The 17,573-nt window shown below is 65.8% G+C and carries 15 protein-coding genes; 7 read left to right on the top strand and 8 right to left on the bottom strand.

Annotated elements, in window-relative coordinates; all coding sequences use genetic code 11:
• The 7 genes from QNJ86_RS03485 to QNJ86_RS03515 form a co-directional block, all read left to right on the top strand.
• A partial coding sequence (locus tag QNJ86_RS03485; RefSeq protein WP_283831202.1) for an NlpC/P60 family protein occupies positions 1-1,093 on the top strand: 1,093 nt, incomplete at its 5' end.
• Between the two features lie 16 nt (positions 1,094-1,109).
• Positions 1,110-1,868: a hypothetical protein gene (locus tag QNJ86_RS03490; protein WP_283831203.1), complete on the top strand. Its 759-nt coding sequence runs from the start codon at positions 1,110-1,112 to the stop codon at positions 1,866-1,868.
• Between the two features lie 9 nt (positions 1,869-1,877).
• Positions 1,878-2,876, top strand: coding sequence for a VirB6/TrbL-like conjugal transfer protein, CD1112 family (locus tag QNJ86_RS03495; RefSeq protein ID WP_283831204.1), 999 nt, complete (start codon positions 1,878-1,880; stop codon positions 2,874-2,876).
• A 98-nt stretch (positions 2,877-2,974) separates the two neighbouring features.
• Positions 2,975-7,894, top strand: a complete 4,920-nt coding sequence (locus tag QNJ86_RS03500) for an isopeptide-forming domain-containing fimbrial protein (protein ID WP_283831205.1) — start codon at positions 2,975-2,977, stop codon at positions 7,892-7,894.
• Between the two features lie 40 nt (positions 7,895-7,934).
• Positions 7,935-8,669, top strand: coding sequence for a class B sortase (locus QNJ86_RS03505; RefSeq protein ID WP_283831206.1), 735 nt, complete (start codon positions 7,935-7,937; stop codon positions 8,667-8,669).
• A gap of 46 nt (positions 8,670-8,715) precedes the next feature.
• Positions 8,716-9,216 carry a DNA gyrase gene (locus QNJ86_RS03510; protein WP_283831207.1) on the top strand — a complete coding sequence of 167 codons (501 nt, stop codon included), beginning with the start codon at positions 8,716-8,718 and terminating at the stop codon, positions 9,214-9,216.
• A gap of 22 nt (positions 9,217-9,238) precedes the next feature.
• Positions 9,239-9,376, top strand: coding sequence for a hypothetical protein (locus QNJ86_RS03515; protein ID WP_283831208.1), 138 nt, complete (start codon positions 9,239-9,241; stop codon positions 9,374-9,376).
• 71 nt (positions 9,377-9,447) lie between these two features.
• Here the strand turns inward: QNJ86_RS03515 and QNJ86_RS03520 are convergent, their stop codons facing one another.
• The 8 genes from QNJ86_RS03520 to QNJ86_RS03555 form a co-directional block, all read right to left on the bottom strand.
• Positions 9,448-9,705 (bottom strand): helix-turn-helix domain-containing protein, encoded by a 258-nt coding sequence (locus QNJ86_RS03520; RefSeq protein ID WP_283831209.1) that lies wholly within the window; start codon positions 9,703-9,705, stop codon positions 9,448-9,450.
• The gene (locus QNJ86_RS03525; RefSeq protein ID WP_283831360.1) at positions 9,702-10,151 is read right to left on the bottom strand and encodes a metal-dependent transcriptional regulator; all 450 of its coding nucleotides are present in this window, start codon (positions 10,149-10,151) and stop codon (positions 9,702-9,704) included. The genes QNJ86_RS03520 and QNJ86_RS03525 overlap by 4 nt, the downstream gene beginning before the upstream one ends.
• 225 nt (positions 10,152-10,376) lie before the next feature.
• Positions 10,377-11,825: an ABC transporter ATP-binding protein gene (locus QNJ86_RS03530; protein WP_283831210.1), complete on the bottom strand. Its 1,449-nt coding sequence runs from the start codon at positions 11,823-11,825 to the stop codon at positions 10,377-10,379.
• Positions 11,816-12,511, bottom strand: coding sequence for an energy-coupling factor transporter transmembrane component T family protein (locus tag QNJ86_RS03535; RefSeq protein WP_283831211.1), 696 nt, complete (start codon positions 12,509-12,511; stop codon positions 11,816-11,818). Before QNJ86_RS03535 ends, QNJ86_RS03530 begins: the two co-directional genes overlap by 10 nt.
• The gene (locus QNJ86_RS03540) at positions 12,511-13,092 is read right to left on the bottom strand and encodes an MptD family putative ECF transporter S component (RefSeq protein ID WP_283831212.1); all 582 of its coding nucleotides are present in this window, start codon (positions 13,090-13,092) and stop codon (positions 12,511-12,513) included. Before QNJ86_RS03540 ends, QNJ86_RS03535 begins: the two co-directional genes overlap by 1 nt.
• Positions 13,093-13,116: 24 nt before the next feature.
• Positions 13,117-14,871: an ABC transporter ATP-binding protein gene (locus tag QNJ86_RS03545; protein WP_283831213.1), complete on the bottom strand. Its 1,755-nt coding sequence runs from the start codon at positions 14,869-14,871 to the stop codon at positions 13,117-13,119.
• Positions 14,864-16,657 carry an ABC transporter ATP-binding protein gene (locus tag QNJ86_RS03550; protein ID WP_283831214.1) on the bottom strand — a complete coding sequence of 598 codons (1,794 nt, stop codon included), beginning with the start codon at positions 16,655-16,657 and terminating at the stop codon, positions 14,864-14,866. Before QNJ86_RS03550 ends, QNJ86_RS03545 begins: the two co-directional genes overlap by 8 nt.
• 72 nt (positions 16,658-16,729) lie before the next feature.
• A complete protein-coding gene (locus QNJ86_RS03555; protein WP_283831215.1) occupies positions 16,730-17,368 on the bottom strand; it encodes a TetR/AcrR family transcriptional regulator in 639 nt (212 codons plus the stop codon).
• Positions 17,369-17,573 lie beyond the last annotated feature (205 nt).

The raw sequence follows: 17,573 nt of genomic DNA on the forward strand, positions 1-17,573 counted from the left end.
CTCCGCCCGCGCCGCGCAGGGGGCCTCCCCCCGGGCCGCCGCGCCCGCGGCGCGCGCCGCGGGGAAGGGGGCCGCGAAGGCGATCGCCGCGTCGGCGTCGGCGGCTGCCGGGCCCCTGGCGGGGATCCTCGCGGCGGTCCTCTGCTTCGTGCTCTCCGCGCTCGCCGCAGCGCAGGTCGCGAGCGCCCTTTTCGGGTTCTGGGACGACGCCTCCTCGAGGGAGGGGGTCGCGGGCCTGCCGCCCTACGTCACGGTCGAGATGGTGGAGACGGCGCTGGAGTGCCAGGAGGAGTACGGGCATCCCGCCGGCTGCACGATCGCCCAGATCATCTTCGAGGGCGGGGACGGCGACCGGCTCTCCGCGCTCGCCGAGAGGGGCAAGAACCTCTTCGGCATCAAGTGGTCGCCCTCCTACCTCGGGTGCCCCGAGATCGCCGGGAAGGGGTCGTGGGCGACGAGCGAGGAGGTCGACGGGGGCCTCGTCGGCGTCATGGCCGACTTCGCGTCGTTCAAGAGCCACCGCGACTGCATCGTCTTCCGCAGCCGCGTGCTCCTTTCGAACCACCCCTACTCCGACAACCCCCTCGTCGCCGCGGCGATCGAGGCGTGCGACTCGGACCTGATGGCGGAGGGGCTCAAAGACGCGGGGTACGCGACGTCGTCGGGGTACGTCGAGTCGCTCAAGGCGGTCATGGACCAGTACGGCCTGCGGCGGTTCGACGGGATGACCCTCGAGGAGTTCCGCTCGGGCGGGGCGGTCGCGGCCGCCGTCGTCGCGGCGGCGGAGAGCCAGCTCGGCGTGCCCTACGTCTGGGGCGGCTCGACCCCGGGCGTCGGCCTCGACTGCTCGGGGCTCACGCAGTACTGCTACGCGCAGGCGGGGATCGCGATCCCCCGCTACTCGGAGGACCAGGCGAGCGCGGGGACGCGCGTGCCCCTCTCCCAGGCGCAGCCCGGGGACATCCTCTGGAGGCCGGGGCACGTCGCCATCTACGTCGGCGGGGACGAGTACATCCACGAGCCCCAGGCAGGGGACGTGTGCCGCAGGGCGACGGGGATCGCGTACTTCACCTGCGCGGTCCGGTACAGATGAGGAAGGAGAGGGAGCCATGCAGGGAAAGAACAAGCTGATGGTCGCCGCCGCGATCGGGATGGTGGCGGTGGTCGTCGCCGCGACGGCGGTGCGGTGCTCGGCCGAGCGCGCCGCCGAGGAGGCGGTCCCGCCCGAGCCCGCCCGGGCGGAGCAGGCCACGGCCCCCGAGGAGGGGGCGGAGCAGCCCTCCGAGGGGGGCGCCGCGGAAGCCGCCGCCTCGGAGACCCTCTCCATCCTGAGGGGGACGGCGTGGACGGCGCCCGACGGGTCCGGCGGCACGATCGCCTTCCGGGACGGGTCCTTCGTCGAGTCCGACGGGGAGTCCGCGAGCGTCGCCGCGTTCGAGGTCGTGGGCGCGGGCGGCTCCGAAGGCCAGCGCTACCTCGACGTCGAGATCGTCCGAGACGGCTCCGGCGGGGCGCTGTCGACGACGATCGTCGTCGACGAGGCCGAAGGGGGCGCGACCGTGACGAGCGACGGGTTCGCCCTGTCGGGCAGCTACGTCGAGGGCGCCGCCCCCGAATCGGCCCTGCGCGTCGTCGGCGTCGCCGACCCCTACCCGGCGCTCGTGGACGGCAGGACGGGCGAGCTCGAGGAGGCGATAGCCGAATGGGCGCGGCGCTGCGCCCCGACGGCGACGGAGGCGAGCTTCGACGGCGAGGTCTTCATCGACGTCGAAGGGGGCCGCGTGAGCGCGACGTTTCATCTCGACGACGCCGCCTCGACGATCGTCACGGCGATCTACCAGGGCGGATCGTTCTCCGTCGTCGGATAGGGGCGGGCCATGGAAGCCGTAAGAAGGGCCGCGGGCAGCGACGGGTTCGCGATCGCGTTCGCCGCGACCGCGATCATCCTGTCCGCCGCGCTCGCGCTCCCGCAGCCCGCCTTCGGGGGCATCGCCGAGGACATCAACGCGTGGCTGTGCGGGATCCTGCGCGACACGTGCAACTGGATATTCGCCGGCCAGACGAGCATGCTCGCGTCCATCGGGGCCGACGGCGTCCTGTCCGCCGACTTCGACCAGATGCTCGGCGGCGCGGGCGACGTCACGATGCACGACGTCGTCAGGGGGGTCTGGGACGCGGCCATCCTGCCCATCGGGTGCGGGATGCTCTCGTTCGTGTTCACCGTCCAGCTCATCAAGGTCTCCCAGCGCATGGACGGCAACGCGAGCATGCCCGGCGTCAAGGAGGTCGTGCTCATGCTCGTGTTCTTCGCGGTGTTCCTGTTCCTCATCCAGAACAGCTTCGACCTCATGCAGGCGGTCTACGAGGTCGCGAGGCTCGCGATAGACAGGGTCGTCGGCCTGTTCGGCGAGGGCGGGGAGATCGACCTGGCCGAGGTCTCGATCGCGACGACGGAAGACGACGTCGCCGCCCTGCTCGCCATGCTCGTCGTCGCGCTCGTGAGCTGGCTCGTGGTGATCGTCGCCTACGTGGTCGCGCTCGTGGTGAGCTGGGCGCGCGCCATCCAGATCTACGTCATGGCGGCGTTCAGCCCCATCCCGCTGGCGCTCGTCTCCCTCGACGAGACGCGCCAGATGGGCGTCGGGTACCTGAGGAACTTCGCGGCGGTGTGCCTCGCGGGCGTCATCATCCTCGTGCTCCTGGTCTCGTTCCCGATCGTGCTCGGCGGCCTGAACGCCGCGAGCGCGGGGGCGCCCGTGGTCGACACCGTCGTCGGGGGCCTGTCCTACGCGCTGCAGTACCTCGCGATGTGCGTGCTGCTGATCCTGTCCCTCGTGAAGAGCGGGTCGTGGGCCCGCGACATCCTGGGCGGGTGAGGGCGGTGAGGGGGACCGCGCGGGGCCCCTGAGCCCCCCCGCGGGCGGCGCGCCCGCCGCAGCGGCAGAGGATACGAACCGTGAGAAGGAGGAAGAGAATGAACGCTACAAAGGGATCGGCGACAGCCGCCCTCGGGGCGGCCCCGCCCGCTGCGGGCGCAGGGGGAAGGCTCCTCAGGGCGCTCCTCGCGCTGCTCCTCGCGGCGGGGGTCGCTCCGGCGGCAGCCCTGCCGGGGACGGCGTACGCCGCGCCGCCCCCCATCGAGCGCGTGGACGAGGACGACTTCGCCCCCGAGGGGTACGAGGAGTCGGTGGAGTGGACCGGCGTCGAGGTCGAGCGGGGCTTCGTCGAGGTCCCCGCGGACTTCGGCCCCGACGGCGAGGGCATCGCGACCTACATGTTCCACAACACCGAGGAGGAGCCCGACGCGACGACCGTGACCGAGCTCGCGAAGGGCGCGGGCTTCGCCGCGTTCATCGACGGCAACAGCGGCTACGGCGGGTTCGCGCTGCGATTCACGGGCGGGAGCTACGACGGCGTGCCCGTCGACATGGTCGTGACCCTCACCGACTGGAACTACCTCGAGCCCGAGGGAGGCTGGGAGTCCCATTGGGAGTACGACCGCTTCCCGATCTTCAGACCCGGCGTGTACGTGTCGGAAGCCTACGACGCCTACGCGGGGTCGGGGCTCGACGTCGGCAAGGAGGGCTACCACAACAACGTGAACTTCTACACGCTCGGCATCACCGACCTCGAAGTCGAGGTGCAGTGGGTCCGCCCCGGCACGAACGACCCCTACCCGGTCAAGGGCCATATGACCTGCATGGACCTCGACATGTTCCAGACCTTCTCCTACGACGGCAGCGTGTGGCGCGCCGAGGTCTCCAACGAGAACGACTTCCTCTCGACGGGAGGGCACGTCGCCGCCTCGCCCGGGGTCGGGCTCAACGAGAACGGCACGGACTTCCCCGAAGAGTACCGGGACGGCCTCGTCGGCGCCTACTACGACACCACGGAGGACAAGGGCACGCCGCTCGCCCCGGCAGTGATCAGGTTCGGCACGTCGTGGATGGGGACGGGCACGGCCCAGTCCTTCTTCGCGCTCTCCAACGAGTTCATCACCACGCCGCCGCCCCCGCCCACCGGCGGGGAGGGATGGCCGGACATCTCCAAGTCCGCCGACAGGGACGAGGGCGTCTCGGTCGGCGACCAGGTGGAGTTCACGGTCGACTTCCAGGCGCTCACCTGGGGCGAGAACGCCCGCGTCGGCTGGCGCTACACGACGTGGGACGTGCTCGACTACCTGCCCTGGGAGATGCGCTACGTCGACGGCAGCGGCTACCTCGTCGACGAGGGGGGCGACCGCGTCGAGGGCGCCGGCGAGGTCGTCTACGAGGGACGCAACGAGGAGACGCGCGAGAACATCGTCCGCTTCGAGTTCTACCGGGACTTCCTCGCATCGCTCGACCTCAGAGGCCAGCACTACCGGCTCGTCTTCCGCGCCGAGCTGACGGAGTACCCCGCCGACGGCGCCCTCGAGGTGTGGAACGAATGCTCGCAGGTGTGGAACTCCGACGGCCGCGTCGATGGGACGCCCGTGCGGGTGGGGCTCCTCGAGCCGAGCTTCGAGGTCGACAAGCAGGCAGACTCCTACGAATACGAGGTCGGGGACGTCATCTCCTACATCGCGACCTACCGCCAGACCGTCGAGAACGCGCAGTCCCGCGAGACGGTCGTATCGGACAACCTGCCCGAAGGCCTCGAGCTCATCCCCGAATCCGTGCAGGCGACCGGCATCGCCGACCTTCCCGCACCCGAGATCAACGAGAACACGTGGTCGTACTCCTTCGACAAGTTCGGCTACGGCGACACCCTCGTCGTGACCTACCAGGGCCGCGCGACGAGCTCCGGCAACGGCTACGAGATCGTGAACAACGCGAGCATCCACGGCAACAACACGATGGACTACGACGATCCGGCCGAGGTGTGGGTCAACACCGCCGACGTTTCGGTCGAGAAGTCCGCAGACCGCGGCGAGGCGCACGTCGGCCCGTCCGATGCGGACCCCGGGTTCGTCGAATACACCGTGACGCTCGCGAACGACAAGGCCGGCACGATCGCCCACGACGTCGTCGTGGGCGACGACAGTCTGCCGCAGGGCATGAAGGTCGGCCGCAACAACGACGGCAGCCTCATGATCGAGGGCCTGACCGAGAACGGCGCCGCCGTTCCGATGACGTGGATCGGCGACCGCGCCGAGGGGACGCTCGCGACCATCCAGTACCCGGTCGGCAGCGAGGACGACGTCCACAACCAGACCGAGCCCGTCACTCCGGCGTGGCGCATCGACCCTGCCGGGACCGGCTGGCGGATGACGATCGACCACCTGGCATACGGGCAGACGATCACACTGATATACCGAGCATATCCCGAGTCCGCTGTCGCGGGCTGGGAGATCGAGAACGAGGCGGAGATCGAGGCCGCGAACGACCCCGACGGCGATAGCGCCCAGGAGCTCGTATGGGTGAACCAGCCCTCCTTCGCGGTAGACAAGAAGGCGTCGAACGACGCGTTCTCCGTGAACGACGTCGTGACCTACGAGATCAAGGCGGTGAACGCCCGGCCCGGCACCCTCGCTCGCAACGTCGTCATCAGCGACCTCGCGCGAACCGAGGGCGTCGAGCTGCTTCGCGACTCGATCCAGGTCTACGACAGCCGCGGCGAGGAGATCACCGACGACTGCACGATCACCTACAAGCACTCGCCCCAGGGCGCGGAAACCTTCATTATCGAAACGCATCGCGACCTCGTCGCGGCCTCCACTGCCGATCTGGCGGATCTTTACGACGAGCTTTTGCAAACCGCGACGGAAGAAGACTTCAATGCGGTCATGGCGAAGATCGACAAGGCGATCGAGGAAGGTGCCGGCGCCGACCACGAAAGCGCGGCCGAGCTCATCGAGAACCGCCCCGTCTGGAAAGACGGCGCGATCGAATGGTCGGAAGGCTCGAACCCCCTCGGCTTCGACCCCGGCAACCCGCGCCCGGACTCGCTTTCCTGCGAAACCGAGCTGACCGTGTGCTACCGCGTCCAGATCCAGGATGCAGAGCTGGCGGGTCAGACGGTGGACAACACCGCGCTGGTGGTATCCGACGAGCCCAACACGGCGACGACCGACGACGAGGTCGTCGACGTCAAGGGAGCCAAGCTCGTCACGACCAAGGCCGCCGACAAAGACGTGTACCAGGTCGGCGAGACGGCCCACTACACCGTGACGACCACGCAGGCCCGCGAGGACGTCATGGCGGACAACGTCGTCGTGGGCGACGCGCTGCAGGATCCCGAATCGATGTCGATCGTCGAGGGCACGCTGCAGGTGACCGGCCCCGACGGAAAGGTTGTGCAGGTCGAGCCCGTCTACGAGCGCGACGAAGCGGGCAACATCGTCGGCTACACGATCGAGACCGGCCTGTCCCTTGCCGACGAGCAGTCGGTGGTCGTGGCCTACGACGCGACGGCCAAGTCGGTCGACGACTCGGTGCGCAACGCCGCTTCGAGCTCTGCCGACAACGCGGTCGGATCTTCGGCTGTCGAAGAGGTGGAGATCGTGGCGCCGCGCGCAGCCGCCGCGCTCGACAAGGCGGCGGACGTCCACGAGGCGCGCGTCGGCGACATCGTGACCTACGCGCTCACCGCGACCGTCGCCGACAACCCTGCAGAAAACGTCGTGATAAGCGACAACAGCCTGCCGGAAGGCATGCCGATCGACCTGCGCAACATCGAGCTCGAGATCAACGGCGTCGACGTGCCGTCCTTCCAGCTCGACGTCGACGGGAACGGCTTCGCCGCGCATCTGGGCGACCTGGCAGCAGGCGACGTCGCCAGGATCACCTACACCGCCACCGTCCGCGATGCCGCCCTTGCGGGCACGTCCGTCGTGAACACGGCCTACCTCGACTCCGACACGATCGACGAGCCGCTTCGCGACGACGAGCACGTGACGGTGCGCGGCGACGAGCCGGCGATCGACCTTGTGAAGTCCGCCGACAAGGACACCGCGCATGTCGGCGACACCGTGACCTACACGATCACCGCCGTCGCGAACGCCGACGCGGAGAACGTGCGCATCGGCGACACCTCGATGCCCGCCGGCATGCCGATCGACCTCGATGCGATCAGCGTGACGTTCAACGGGCGCGCGCAGGAGGACGTCGGCGCGACGATCATCGGCAACGGCTTCGAGATCCCCTTCGGCGACCTGCTCGAAGGCGACGAGATCGTCATCGGCTACACCGCCGATGTCGAGGACGCGTCCCTTGCCGGGACGACGGTCGACAACGTCGCCGTCCTCGATTCCGACGACCTCGACGAACCGCTCGAGGCCGTTGAGAGCGTCGACGTCGTCGGCGACGTCGACGCGCCGCCCGAGCCGGAGAGCCCGCCCATCGAGAAAACCGTCGACAACCCGACGCCCGCTCCGGGCGATACGGTCGCCTACGCCGTCGCGGTCAACGCGCTCGACGGCGATCTTGTCGACGCGGTCGTGACCGACACGCCCGACGAGGGCATAGCCATCGACCTCGAAAGCGTCGCGGTGCAGATCGGCGGCGAACCTCACGACGCCTTCACCGCCGAGCTCGACGCCGACGGCAACCTCGTCGTCAGGATCGGGGACGTCGCCGAAGGCGAGCGCGCGATCGTCACCTACGACGCCGTGATCGACGCCGAGGGCTCGCGCGTCGGCGAGGAGCTCGCCAACGAGGCGACGCTCACGGCGGACGGGCTCGACCCCGCATCGTCCGAGGCGTCCGTCGTCCCGACGGAGCCCGAGGGCGCGCCCGGCAACCCGCTCAAAGGGCTCGACCAGACGGGCGACGCACTTGCGGGCTGGCTTGCGGACAACTGGGCGGGCCTCGCCGTGGCGGCCGCCCTCGCGGCGGTCGGGCTGGCGGTCGCCTTCCGCCCCGGCCACCGCGTCGACGGCGACGACGCGCCTGGCGCCGACCGCCGGGAATGATGGAGAGGGGGAGAGCATGGGAACGAGGCGCGCCCCTCGCGTGGCGGCGGTTCTCGCGGGGGCGGCGCTGTGCGTTCCCCTGGCGCTCGAGCTCGCCCCGCTCGCAGCCGAGGTCGCGCCCCGCGCCGAGGCGGCCGCAAGGGCGGACGCGGCGGTCGGGGAGTTCGCGCCCGCGGCGTCCGCGGAAGGCGGGGCGGAACCCCTTGCCGACGGGGTCGACTGGGAGGGGCTCCTCGCGGAGAACCCCGACGCAGTCGCCTGGGTGAGGGCTCCCGGAACGAGGGTGGACTACGCGGTCGTGCAGGCGCCCGCCTCGGATCCGCAGCGCTACCTCGCCGTCGACCTGTACGGGGAGCCGAGCTACCGCGGATGCCCGTACGTCGGCGCCGACTGCGCGGCAGAAGGAGGCCTGCGGTCCGCGTTCGCGATCGTGTACGGCCACCACCTCGTCGACGGGTCGATGTTCTCGGACTTCGCGAAGTACTCGGACCGCGCGTACGCGGAGGCGCATCGCGAGGTCTGGCTGCTCACCCCGGAGGGGGCAGAGCGGCTCCGGGTCGTCGCCGCCAACGTCGTCGACGCCCGGTCGGAAGATCTCGGCGTCGGCCTCGAGGGCGCGGAGCTCGACGCGTACATGAGGCGCAAGCTCGCGGAGAGCGAGGTGGTGCTCGAGGAGCCCGAGCGCTTCGAGAGGGTGGTGTGCTTCGCCACCTGCTCGTACCAGACCGACCATTCGAGAACGCTCGTCTACGCGGTAGGCGAGGACGGGCGATAGGAGCATCCGCGCGCCGCGAGGCGGCGCGCGGGGAGAGGAGGAGCCCATGACGGAGCAGACGGAGAGGAAGAACGTGTACATATCCCTGCACGAGGCGTTCGTGCGCGAGGGGATCGAGTACACGGACAGGAGGACCGGCGAGGCGAGGGCGTTCAACGTCGCGCGCCTGCCCTCGGGAACGGTGATAGACGGCAGGGACGTGAGCGGCTACGAGTTCAGCCCCCTCTACGTGAACCCCTCGCGCTTCAGAGGGGAGCACTGGCGCGACATCCCCCTGCTCGCCGACCGAGAGGTGAGGCTGAGCAGGTCGGTGCTGGACGCTGAGGGGCGCCCCGTCCTCGGCGAGGACGGGAGGTGGGCGAAAGAGACGCTCACCGTTTCCCCCTCGCAGATCAAGGAGGCCCTCACCGAAGCGCGCAGGCGCTACTCGGAGGAGCATTCGAGGGACGGCCGCGGCCTGTCGGAGCGGGCGGAGACCGCCCGCGGCGCGTCGAAGGCGATGGAGAGGGAGGGGGCACCCCGCCCTTTAGAGCGTGACTGCCGGTGATCGGGAAGGGGGTGGGCATGCCATGGCGGTCGCGCTGCACGTCCTCGGAGCGCTCATGGGGTTCTGCACGCTCGCGGCGTACGCCTGCCTGAGGGCGGGGGCGGAAAGCGAGCGCGCCATGGAGGACGCGTTCGCCGAGGCGAGCGGGGAAGGGAGGTGAAGACGGGGGAAGCCGCCTGCGGGCGGCTTCCCCCGTTCATGCGCTCGGAAAGGGCGTTTTTGTCGGGGGCCTCAGGCGCCCCTTCGTCTCGGAAGCGACCTCTCCGCCACCTCCCTGACCATGCCTCTGCTGACAAAGGAGCGAGGGTCGATGCGAAGGGCGACGCAGAGGGCGAGGAACTCGTCGGCTCTCATTACGCGCTCGCCGTTGAGGACGCGCCAAAGCCTTTTGCGGTCGACGCCGACGCGGCGGGCGAGCTCCGCCACGCCGATGCCGCGTTCCCAGCGCGCCTGCTCCATCCTCGCAGCTATGAGGCCGATGTGCTTCATGTCTCTTCCGGGCGCTCCGACGCGGCGCGGCTTCCGGGCCGTCGCCCGCCGCTGCCGAGGCGGTCGGCGAGCTTCCTGAACGACTCCTCCGACAGGCAGTGCTCCATGCGGCAGGCCTCGGCCGAGGCGGTCTCGGCGTCCACGCCGGACTCGGCGAGCAGCCGCTCGAAGAAGCGGTGCTTGGCGAGGGTGGCCTCGGCGAGGCGCCCGCCCTCCTCGGTCAGCCGCACGTCGCGGCCGACCACCTCGGCGAGGCCCCTGCGCGCCAGGTTGCCGAGCGCCTTGGTGACGCTCGGCTTGGCGACGCCCATGCGCTCGGCGATGTCCACGTTGCGGCACGACCCGCGCAGGCGGCGGATCACGAGGATGGCCTCGAGGTAGTCCTCCGAGGATTCGGTTGGCACTCTGCTCCGTGCGCCGCAGCCAGCGTTGGCGTCATCCCTCATTTCAATCATCCTCTCGTTCGCCAAGCCCCTGCAGGCGACATGGATAGCATCACGGGCAATCTGCGACATGAGCCGACTTTGCATCGGCAAAGATGACGAGATCGACCTATTAGTGATGTTGTCCCCCTTATCGAAGAAAAACCTGGGTCTGCTCCATGTGACACGCCCCTTCTGCCATTCGAAAAGAGCCATGGAGTCGACTCCCACTGCGTTAAGTGAAAGCAACTAGCGAACGCGCCCCATAAACCTAAGGACGCTTTCGCTGGACCCGTGCGCTCGCAGATCGACTTTCTCGCAGCCGCTCCGCCCCACCATCAGAGCCGAAGTGCAGACCTTGAACAAAAACTCAAGGTCATGGGTGATGACAGCCACGGGACGGCCTTTGGCAAGCTCCTCGATGAGCCCGGCGATCCTCGCCATGTGCATGAAGTCGAGGCCCGATGTCGGCTCATCCAGAACGACGATCTTCTTGCTGCTCAAAAAGGCGCAAGCCAGCGCCAAACGCTGCTTCTGGCCCCCCGATAGATTCTGCGGATGCTCGGTCCTCTTGTCCCATAGGTCGATGGCCTTGACGATACGCGCTACCTCGTTGAGACGGTTGTCGTCGATGTTTTTCTGGTCGGTCAGGATCTCGTTTTCCACCGTGTCGAAGAACAACTGGTAATCGACGTCTTGCATCATGTAGTACGATCGGCGAAGCCTCTGCCGCGGTCCAACCCCCCACGAGAAGGCCTGTCGACCGCCCGCAAGGCCGCACATCGCCCGGGCGAGCGTGCTCTTTCCGACTCCGTTTGCCCCAAGGACGCCCATAACCTCGCCCTCTCGCAAAGAGAGCGTCAAGGGCCCAATCAGGGCTCGCCCGCCTGCGGAGACCGAAACGCCCTTCATTGAGGCAGTCTCTGCCCCAAGCTGACGGTGGTTTTCCGGATTCAAGCCGTGCAAATCAAGTGCACGAAGCCCATAGCGCGCGCAATCCTCAGCACGAAGCCGACCCGCTGCGAACGAATCGATGATTTGACCGCCTGCCATGACGTAGAGCCTGTCGTAGAGATCCGCCAGAAAGTAAAGCCTGTGCTCGGCGATGACGACGGTCTTGCCGAGGGCCTTCAAATCGGCGAGGATTCGGCGAAAGTCCTCTATCCCTTCGTGGTCGAGGCTGGCGGACGGCTCGTCGAAGAAAATCACCTGGGTGTCGTAGACGAGCGTCGAGGCTATGGCGACGCGCTGCTTCTCTCCTCCCGAGAGGCCTATGAGGTCCTTGCCCGCCAGATGCGCGATTTTCATGCTCTCGAAAGCCGACTCGACCCTTTCGATCAGCTCCTCGCGAGGCATGCCCAGATTCTCGCCGACGAGGGCCACCTCGTCGGCCGCCTTGCGGGTGAAGAACTGGTCGGTCGGATTCTGGAACACGTTGCCGATCGCACGGGCAAGCTCGCCGGAGGAAAATTCTCCCAGGCTTTTCCCGAGAAGCTCGATTCTCCCATCGAGCTCACCTTCGTACTGATCGGGAATCAGGCCGTTCATAACCCGCATGAGAGTGGTCTTCCCGCATCCGGAGTTGCCAGTGAGCACGACGAGCTCGCCGCGCTCCACCGAAAACCGCACGTTCTTCAACGCCGCGAGATCTTCTCCCTTGTACGAGAAAGACCGAATGCCGACGTCAATCACACCCATACCGCGACCCCCAAAAGAGCGACTCCGGCGCCCAAGGCGGCGCCGTCAAGCAGACCGAAGGAGAGACTTCGGTAGCTCGTCTTTTCGCAATCCGCTTCGATTCCTTTCGAAATCACGGAGGAGACGAGCGTCTCGCTCACGTGCAGGCACTTGTACACAAGGGGAACGAAGTAGAGCTCGAAGGCGCGCACCGGGCGGAGCGGGCTCGGGCGCAGCCCGCGAACCCGCATCCCGCGCTTTATCTCCTTCACGCGGCCGCCCATCTCGTCGAGGAAGCGCAACCCTATGACTGCGCCGACTGCGGCTCTGTTCGGAACGTGCAGCTTGCGCATGCTCGCCAGAAGCTTCGAGGAGCTCGTCATCATGAGGGCGCAACCGACGTTGACGACAGGGAAGACCCTCACCACCAAAACCGCCACGCCCAGGAAGATGCTCGTGACATAGCCGATGTCGACATGCAGGATCAGCTGCACGACCCCGCATGCCACCGCAAAGAGCGCGAGCTGCCTCAAGAAGGACGCCGGCGAGACGTCCAAAAGGACGAGAAACGACAGCGCCAGCACGAGGGCATATACCAGCTGATTGGCGAGAAACGCTTGGATAAGCGCCAGAAGCGTCAGCGCGAAGAGCGTCAGCGGGTGCAGATGCCCCTCGCGCCCGCCGTCGAGCAAACCCGTTCGCCCCATCAACCCAGCCTGCTTTCCTTCGCGCCCTTTTCGAAGAACTTGTCGTTAATGAACATTCCGAAACGCCCGGCCAGAAGCTCGGTCACAATATTGATCAGCACGCAGATGGCCATCATATCGACCGTGTACATCGCCACCATCTGCTGCGCCTGCTCAAGCGAGATGCTCTCGACGAAAGTCGCCAGTCCATCGGATCCCAGAACGAGCACGAACACTATCATGTGCATCGAGTAGATGAACATCGATGCCGAAAACGACAGCCACACCCTCTTCTTGTTTCCGTAGTCGCCGGCGATGACCTCAGCGACGATGCCCGCGATCAGGCACAGGGGCGTCGCGACGGCGAAGCCCATGATCGCGTAGAGCACGCCGTAGATCAACCAGAAGCAGAAGGCCGTCCCCCGTTTTTGCACCTTGCGCGCCATGATGACGTAGACAGGACCGACGAAGAAGGCCGCGAATCCCGCCGAGACGTACATGGAAAGCGCGCCGAACATGCCTGTTATCATGCCGACGCCCATCCCGAGGGCGAATCCGATCACTCCCAGTACCGCTATTGTCGCGATGTCCTTCAGTTTCATGTGAGCCTCCTTTTGCTCGGTTTGCTATGCCAATTGCCACTGGGAGCCCGCGGTGCGCTTGTCCCAGAAGTCTTTGTATTCTCCTTCGAGGTCGATCAGCTCGTCGTGCGTTCCCATCTCCGCAACCTTGCCCGAGCTGTCCATGACCACGATCTTGTCCGCCATGCGCACGGTTTCGAGCTTGTGCGCGACCACGATGAGCGTGGAGCCCCGTTTGAGCGTCTCTATTGAACGAACGACGTTCTTCTCGTTTTCCGCATCGAGAGCCGACGTCGCCTCGTCCAGAAGCACGATGGGAGCCTGCTTGAGAAGTGCTCGAGCGATGGAAACACGCTGCCGCTCGCCGCCGGAAAGCGAGCGACCTCCTTCGCCGCACAGCGTCTCCCAGCCCTCAGGAAGGCGCTCGACGACCTCCGTCACCCCGGCAAGGTCGGCGACCGCGCGAAGCTGTTCCTCCGAAGCGTCCGGGTTCGCCATAAGCACGTTGTTTCGCAGTGTGTCGTTAAAGAGGTAGACGTCCTGGAAAACGAAGGACACCCGAGAGAAAAGGTCTTCCGTCGTCATATCGCGGACGTCTACGCCGCCGATCCTGACCGTTCCGTCGTCGATGTCGTAAAAACGCGCGATCAGCTTGAGCAAGGTCGTCTTGCCGCAGCCGGACGGACCCACGATGGCGACCATGCTGCCTTCCGGAACGTCGAGGTCGATCCCTCGAAGGACTGGCTTTTCCTTCATGTAAGAGAAGCGAACCCCTCCCATTCGGACGCTTGCGTCGGTCGGACAAGCCCTCGACTCGCCCACGACCGGCAACTCGGCCGCTTCGACGACCTCGTCCATGCCGTCAAGCATTGCCCGGCGGTCCTCCATGCCGAATAGGGCTGAGGCGACCTCGTTGAGTAGGGTGGTGAACCTCAATGCGACGCCGATCATGACCACCGTCTCAAGCGCCCCGATGCTTCCGTTTGCACCCAAGCAACTCACCGCGATGATCATGCCCACGACGAGCGCCTGCACGCTCGCCCCGGAAAGAATTTCGCCGAGGGCACTCCACCACAGGCCGCGGATCGACCGCTTTCTACCTTCTACGAAACTGCCCTCAAGCTCCGCATAGTCGGCGCCCGCACCGCAGGCGCGCAGCGCTCCTTGGCACCGTGCGAACTCGACTATTCTCGCGGCGATGTCCCGCTCGGCGGAATCCTCCAGCCCGTTTCCTTTTCCGACGCATGCTTGCGAAACACGCAGAAGAAGGAAAAGAATCGGGATGGAAAGCGTCAGCATGATTCCAATTTGCCAGCTCCAAAGCCACACGGCAACGCAGAACACGACTGCTGCGGCGGCGTTTTTGATGAGCTGGCCGACATAAAGCGCGGCGGCTTGTCCGGTCGAGATCATTTCCTGCGTGACCATGCGCGAAAGCCTTCCGGCGCTGTCCGCCTTGAACCAGCCGAGCGGTAAACGCGACACCTTGTTCCCGATGACCACCTGCATATTGCGCATGAAGCCTAACCCCGCTGCATAGCTGAGCTTGGTGCCGAAGAACGAGGCTGTCGAACCGACGACTGTCACCGCTGCAAGTACGACCGCCCAGCTCCAGAATGTCAAACCCCATTGGGGGTCGCCGGACTGGAGAGCCATGGTCGCCGGCATCATGATGGCAAGGCCGATGCCGCACATCACGCCGGAAAGGGCGTAGAGCAGAGTTCCCAGACGGTGCTGGCGCCTATCGCTCTCGTCCATATAACGACGAAGCCTCGGTAAGAAGCGTTTGGAATTACTCATCTGCATCGCCCTCTTCTTCACTGCCGCAGAGGCCTCCCTGCTTGAGAAGCGCCTGGTAATGCTCGTTGTCTTGAATCTCCGTATGCGTTCCAAGGGCGACGATGCTGCCTTCTTCCAACACGGCTATTTGATCGGCACCTAGAACGGCGTTGGGCCGGTGGGCGATGGCCAGAACGGTTCGGCCCTCGACCAAGGCGTTTAGCGCTTTCTGGATTTCGAGCTCTGAATCCGGGTCAGCAAAAGCGGTGGCCTCATCCATGATGAGGATCGGCGCGTCGGCCAAAAGGGCGCGCGCTATGCTCACGCGCTGGCTCTCGCCGCCTGAGAGCGAGCAGTCCGTTCCTAAAACGCTGTCGTACCCCTTGGGCAGCGACATGATGAAATCGTCGATCTGTGCTGTGCGGGCAGCCTCCCGAATCTCTTCCAGGGAAGCCTCCGGCTTAGCTAAAGAAATGTTCCTCCCGATGGAGGCGTTAATCAGCATGGGATCCTGGAGCACGAACGAGATCGAGCTGTAGAGGTCGCGGGAGGAGATGTCTCGCAGGTCGACGCCGCCGAGGCGGATGGAGCCGCTTTCCGGATCGTCGAAACGCGCGATGAGCGTGGCTAGCGTCGTTTTTCCCGAGCCTGACGGGCCGATGAGCGCCGTCATGGTGCCGGGATTGAGGACAAGGCTGACGCCGCGCAAGGCCTGGGTATCGCCGTAGGAATACGACACGCCGCTCACCTCAATGACGACCCCGTCGGGCTTCATCGGGGTTTCCGACTCGGAAATCGACGGCGTGTCCAGGATCCCGCACAGCCTGACAGCGGCGGCACCGGCCATCTGGTACGACCATGTGCTGTTGGCGACAGCGCTGATGGCGGTCGGAAGCACGATGGCTATCAGCGCGCACGCGAGAACCTGGGGGAGAGTGGCCAGCCCCGCCCCCATGACGATCGCGCTGCCGCAGAGGTTGATCAGCAGAAGCAAGGGAGAGGAGATGAGCTCGCCGGCAATCGAGCAAAGCCCAATGAGCGGGGCGCACCAGTCCCAGTACGACTTTGAGAATGCCGATGCGGCGTCCGCGTAATTACGATGCGCCTCTCCCGTCTTCCCGAACGCTTTGACCACCTTGATGCCGGACACGAGCTCGACCATCGTCGAAGACACTTGTGCAAGGTGCCCGTTCATCTCGGCGGTTTTCGGTCCCATATCCTTCATGGAGAGCGTCTGCAGCAGAAAAAAGAGGGGGATTGTGGCGATGCCGATCAACGCCAGACGCCAATTGACCCAGAGCATGAAAGCCAGAAGGACCATCGGCTGCAAAACGCCGTTGAGACGATCGACCGGCCCGTGCGCGATGACGGTGTGGACCGTCTTCGTGTCATCCTGCACAGCGCTTCTGACCTTGCCGGATTCCGTAGCGCTGAACCAAGCAAGAGGCGCGTGGCTCAGCCGCTCGACGATACCCTTGCGGATGACGTAGCGCAGCTTCATGTCGGCAAAATGCGTGATAATGAGCGCGAGAGCGCGGAAGAACAGCTGCGAGAGGAACGTCATAACGAGAAGGAGCGCGATTTCGTGCACCTTGGACGCATCGGCCTGCGCGAGCGGGCCTTCCCCCGCTAGGAACAGGTCCCCCAGCCACACCAAAGCCAAATACGGCGCAAAGGACAGAAGCGCCGAAAGCACGGTGAACGCCTGCGCCAGCATGACGCGCCCCCTGACGGAACCAGACAGGCGCCTGATAGCCTCTCGCCCCGCTTCGTCCCGTTGCCGGTCTTGCTCGCTTGTCTCTGCCATGGGCATCACCTCAAGTATAGTCTCGGTTAATAATGACTTAGTTATCTTTGACGGCAAAAAAAGAAAGAGCCGTTAAAGCGTGCGATATTTCTCCCAGCCCGCATTGAAGAACGTTGAAATGACCTCGGTTGTCGCGTTGAGTTCCTCGATGCTCTTCGCGTGGATGATATTCTCGGAAAGAGCGCTGAAGAACGCGTGGTTGACGATGTGGAGAGACTCTTTCGAGATGACGGTTCGAGCCTTCTCTGCGCCGTGGATCAGCTCGAGAACGCGGAGGGTGGTCCTGTCCTCCTCGTCGACGAGCCAGTCCAGGAAGTGCTCGTAGGGGGTGCCGTAGGAGCGGAACACAAGGAGCTCGTAGATGTCGCGATGGGAGTACAGCATCGCCGTGGTCGCGAGCGTCCCCGCCGCCTTGGCCTCGAGCGCGGCGCGCACCTGCTCCGGGGTCACGGGCTTCCCTTCGTCGTACCCGGCGAAACCTCGCTTCTCGCCTTGGGCGTAAGCTTTGCGAATCATGCTCGCCAGCGGCTCGACCAGCTCCGAGAAGAGCGCCTCCTTGTCTTTGAAATGCTTGTAGAACGCCCCGGTGGTCACGCCGGCAGCCTTGCAGATCCTGCGCAGGTTCGCCTTCTCGAACCCCTCTTCCAGAAACGCCGCAAGACCGCTCTTCAAGATGCGCTCGTGCGTCTCCTGGTAGTTGCCGTTGCTCACTGCGGTCACCTCCCTTCAAAAGTAACTTAGATATCTTTCGTTCTGGGGAATTTTGCCACCAAAGTTAGTCACCGTCAACTCTTATGCTCATGGCATCTCGGCAGAAGCAACCTTGGCTTGGTAGGCGGAGGAGCATCAGGAAACCGCCTAGTTAATCTAGGCGGGAACTATCCCTGCTCGAATCAAAACGGGGCACCCCGAAGGA

Origin of the sequence: Gordonibacter faecis (assembly GCF_030077735.1) — a bacterium.
Lineage (GTDB): Bacteria > Actinomycetota > Coriobacteriia > Coriobacteriales > Eggerthellaceae > Gordonibacter > Gordonibacter faecis.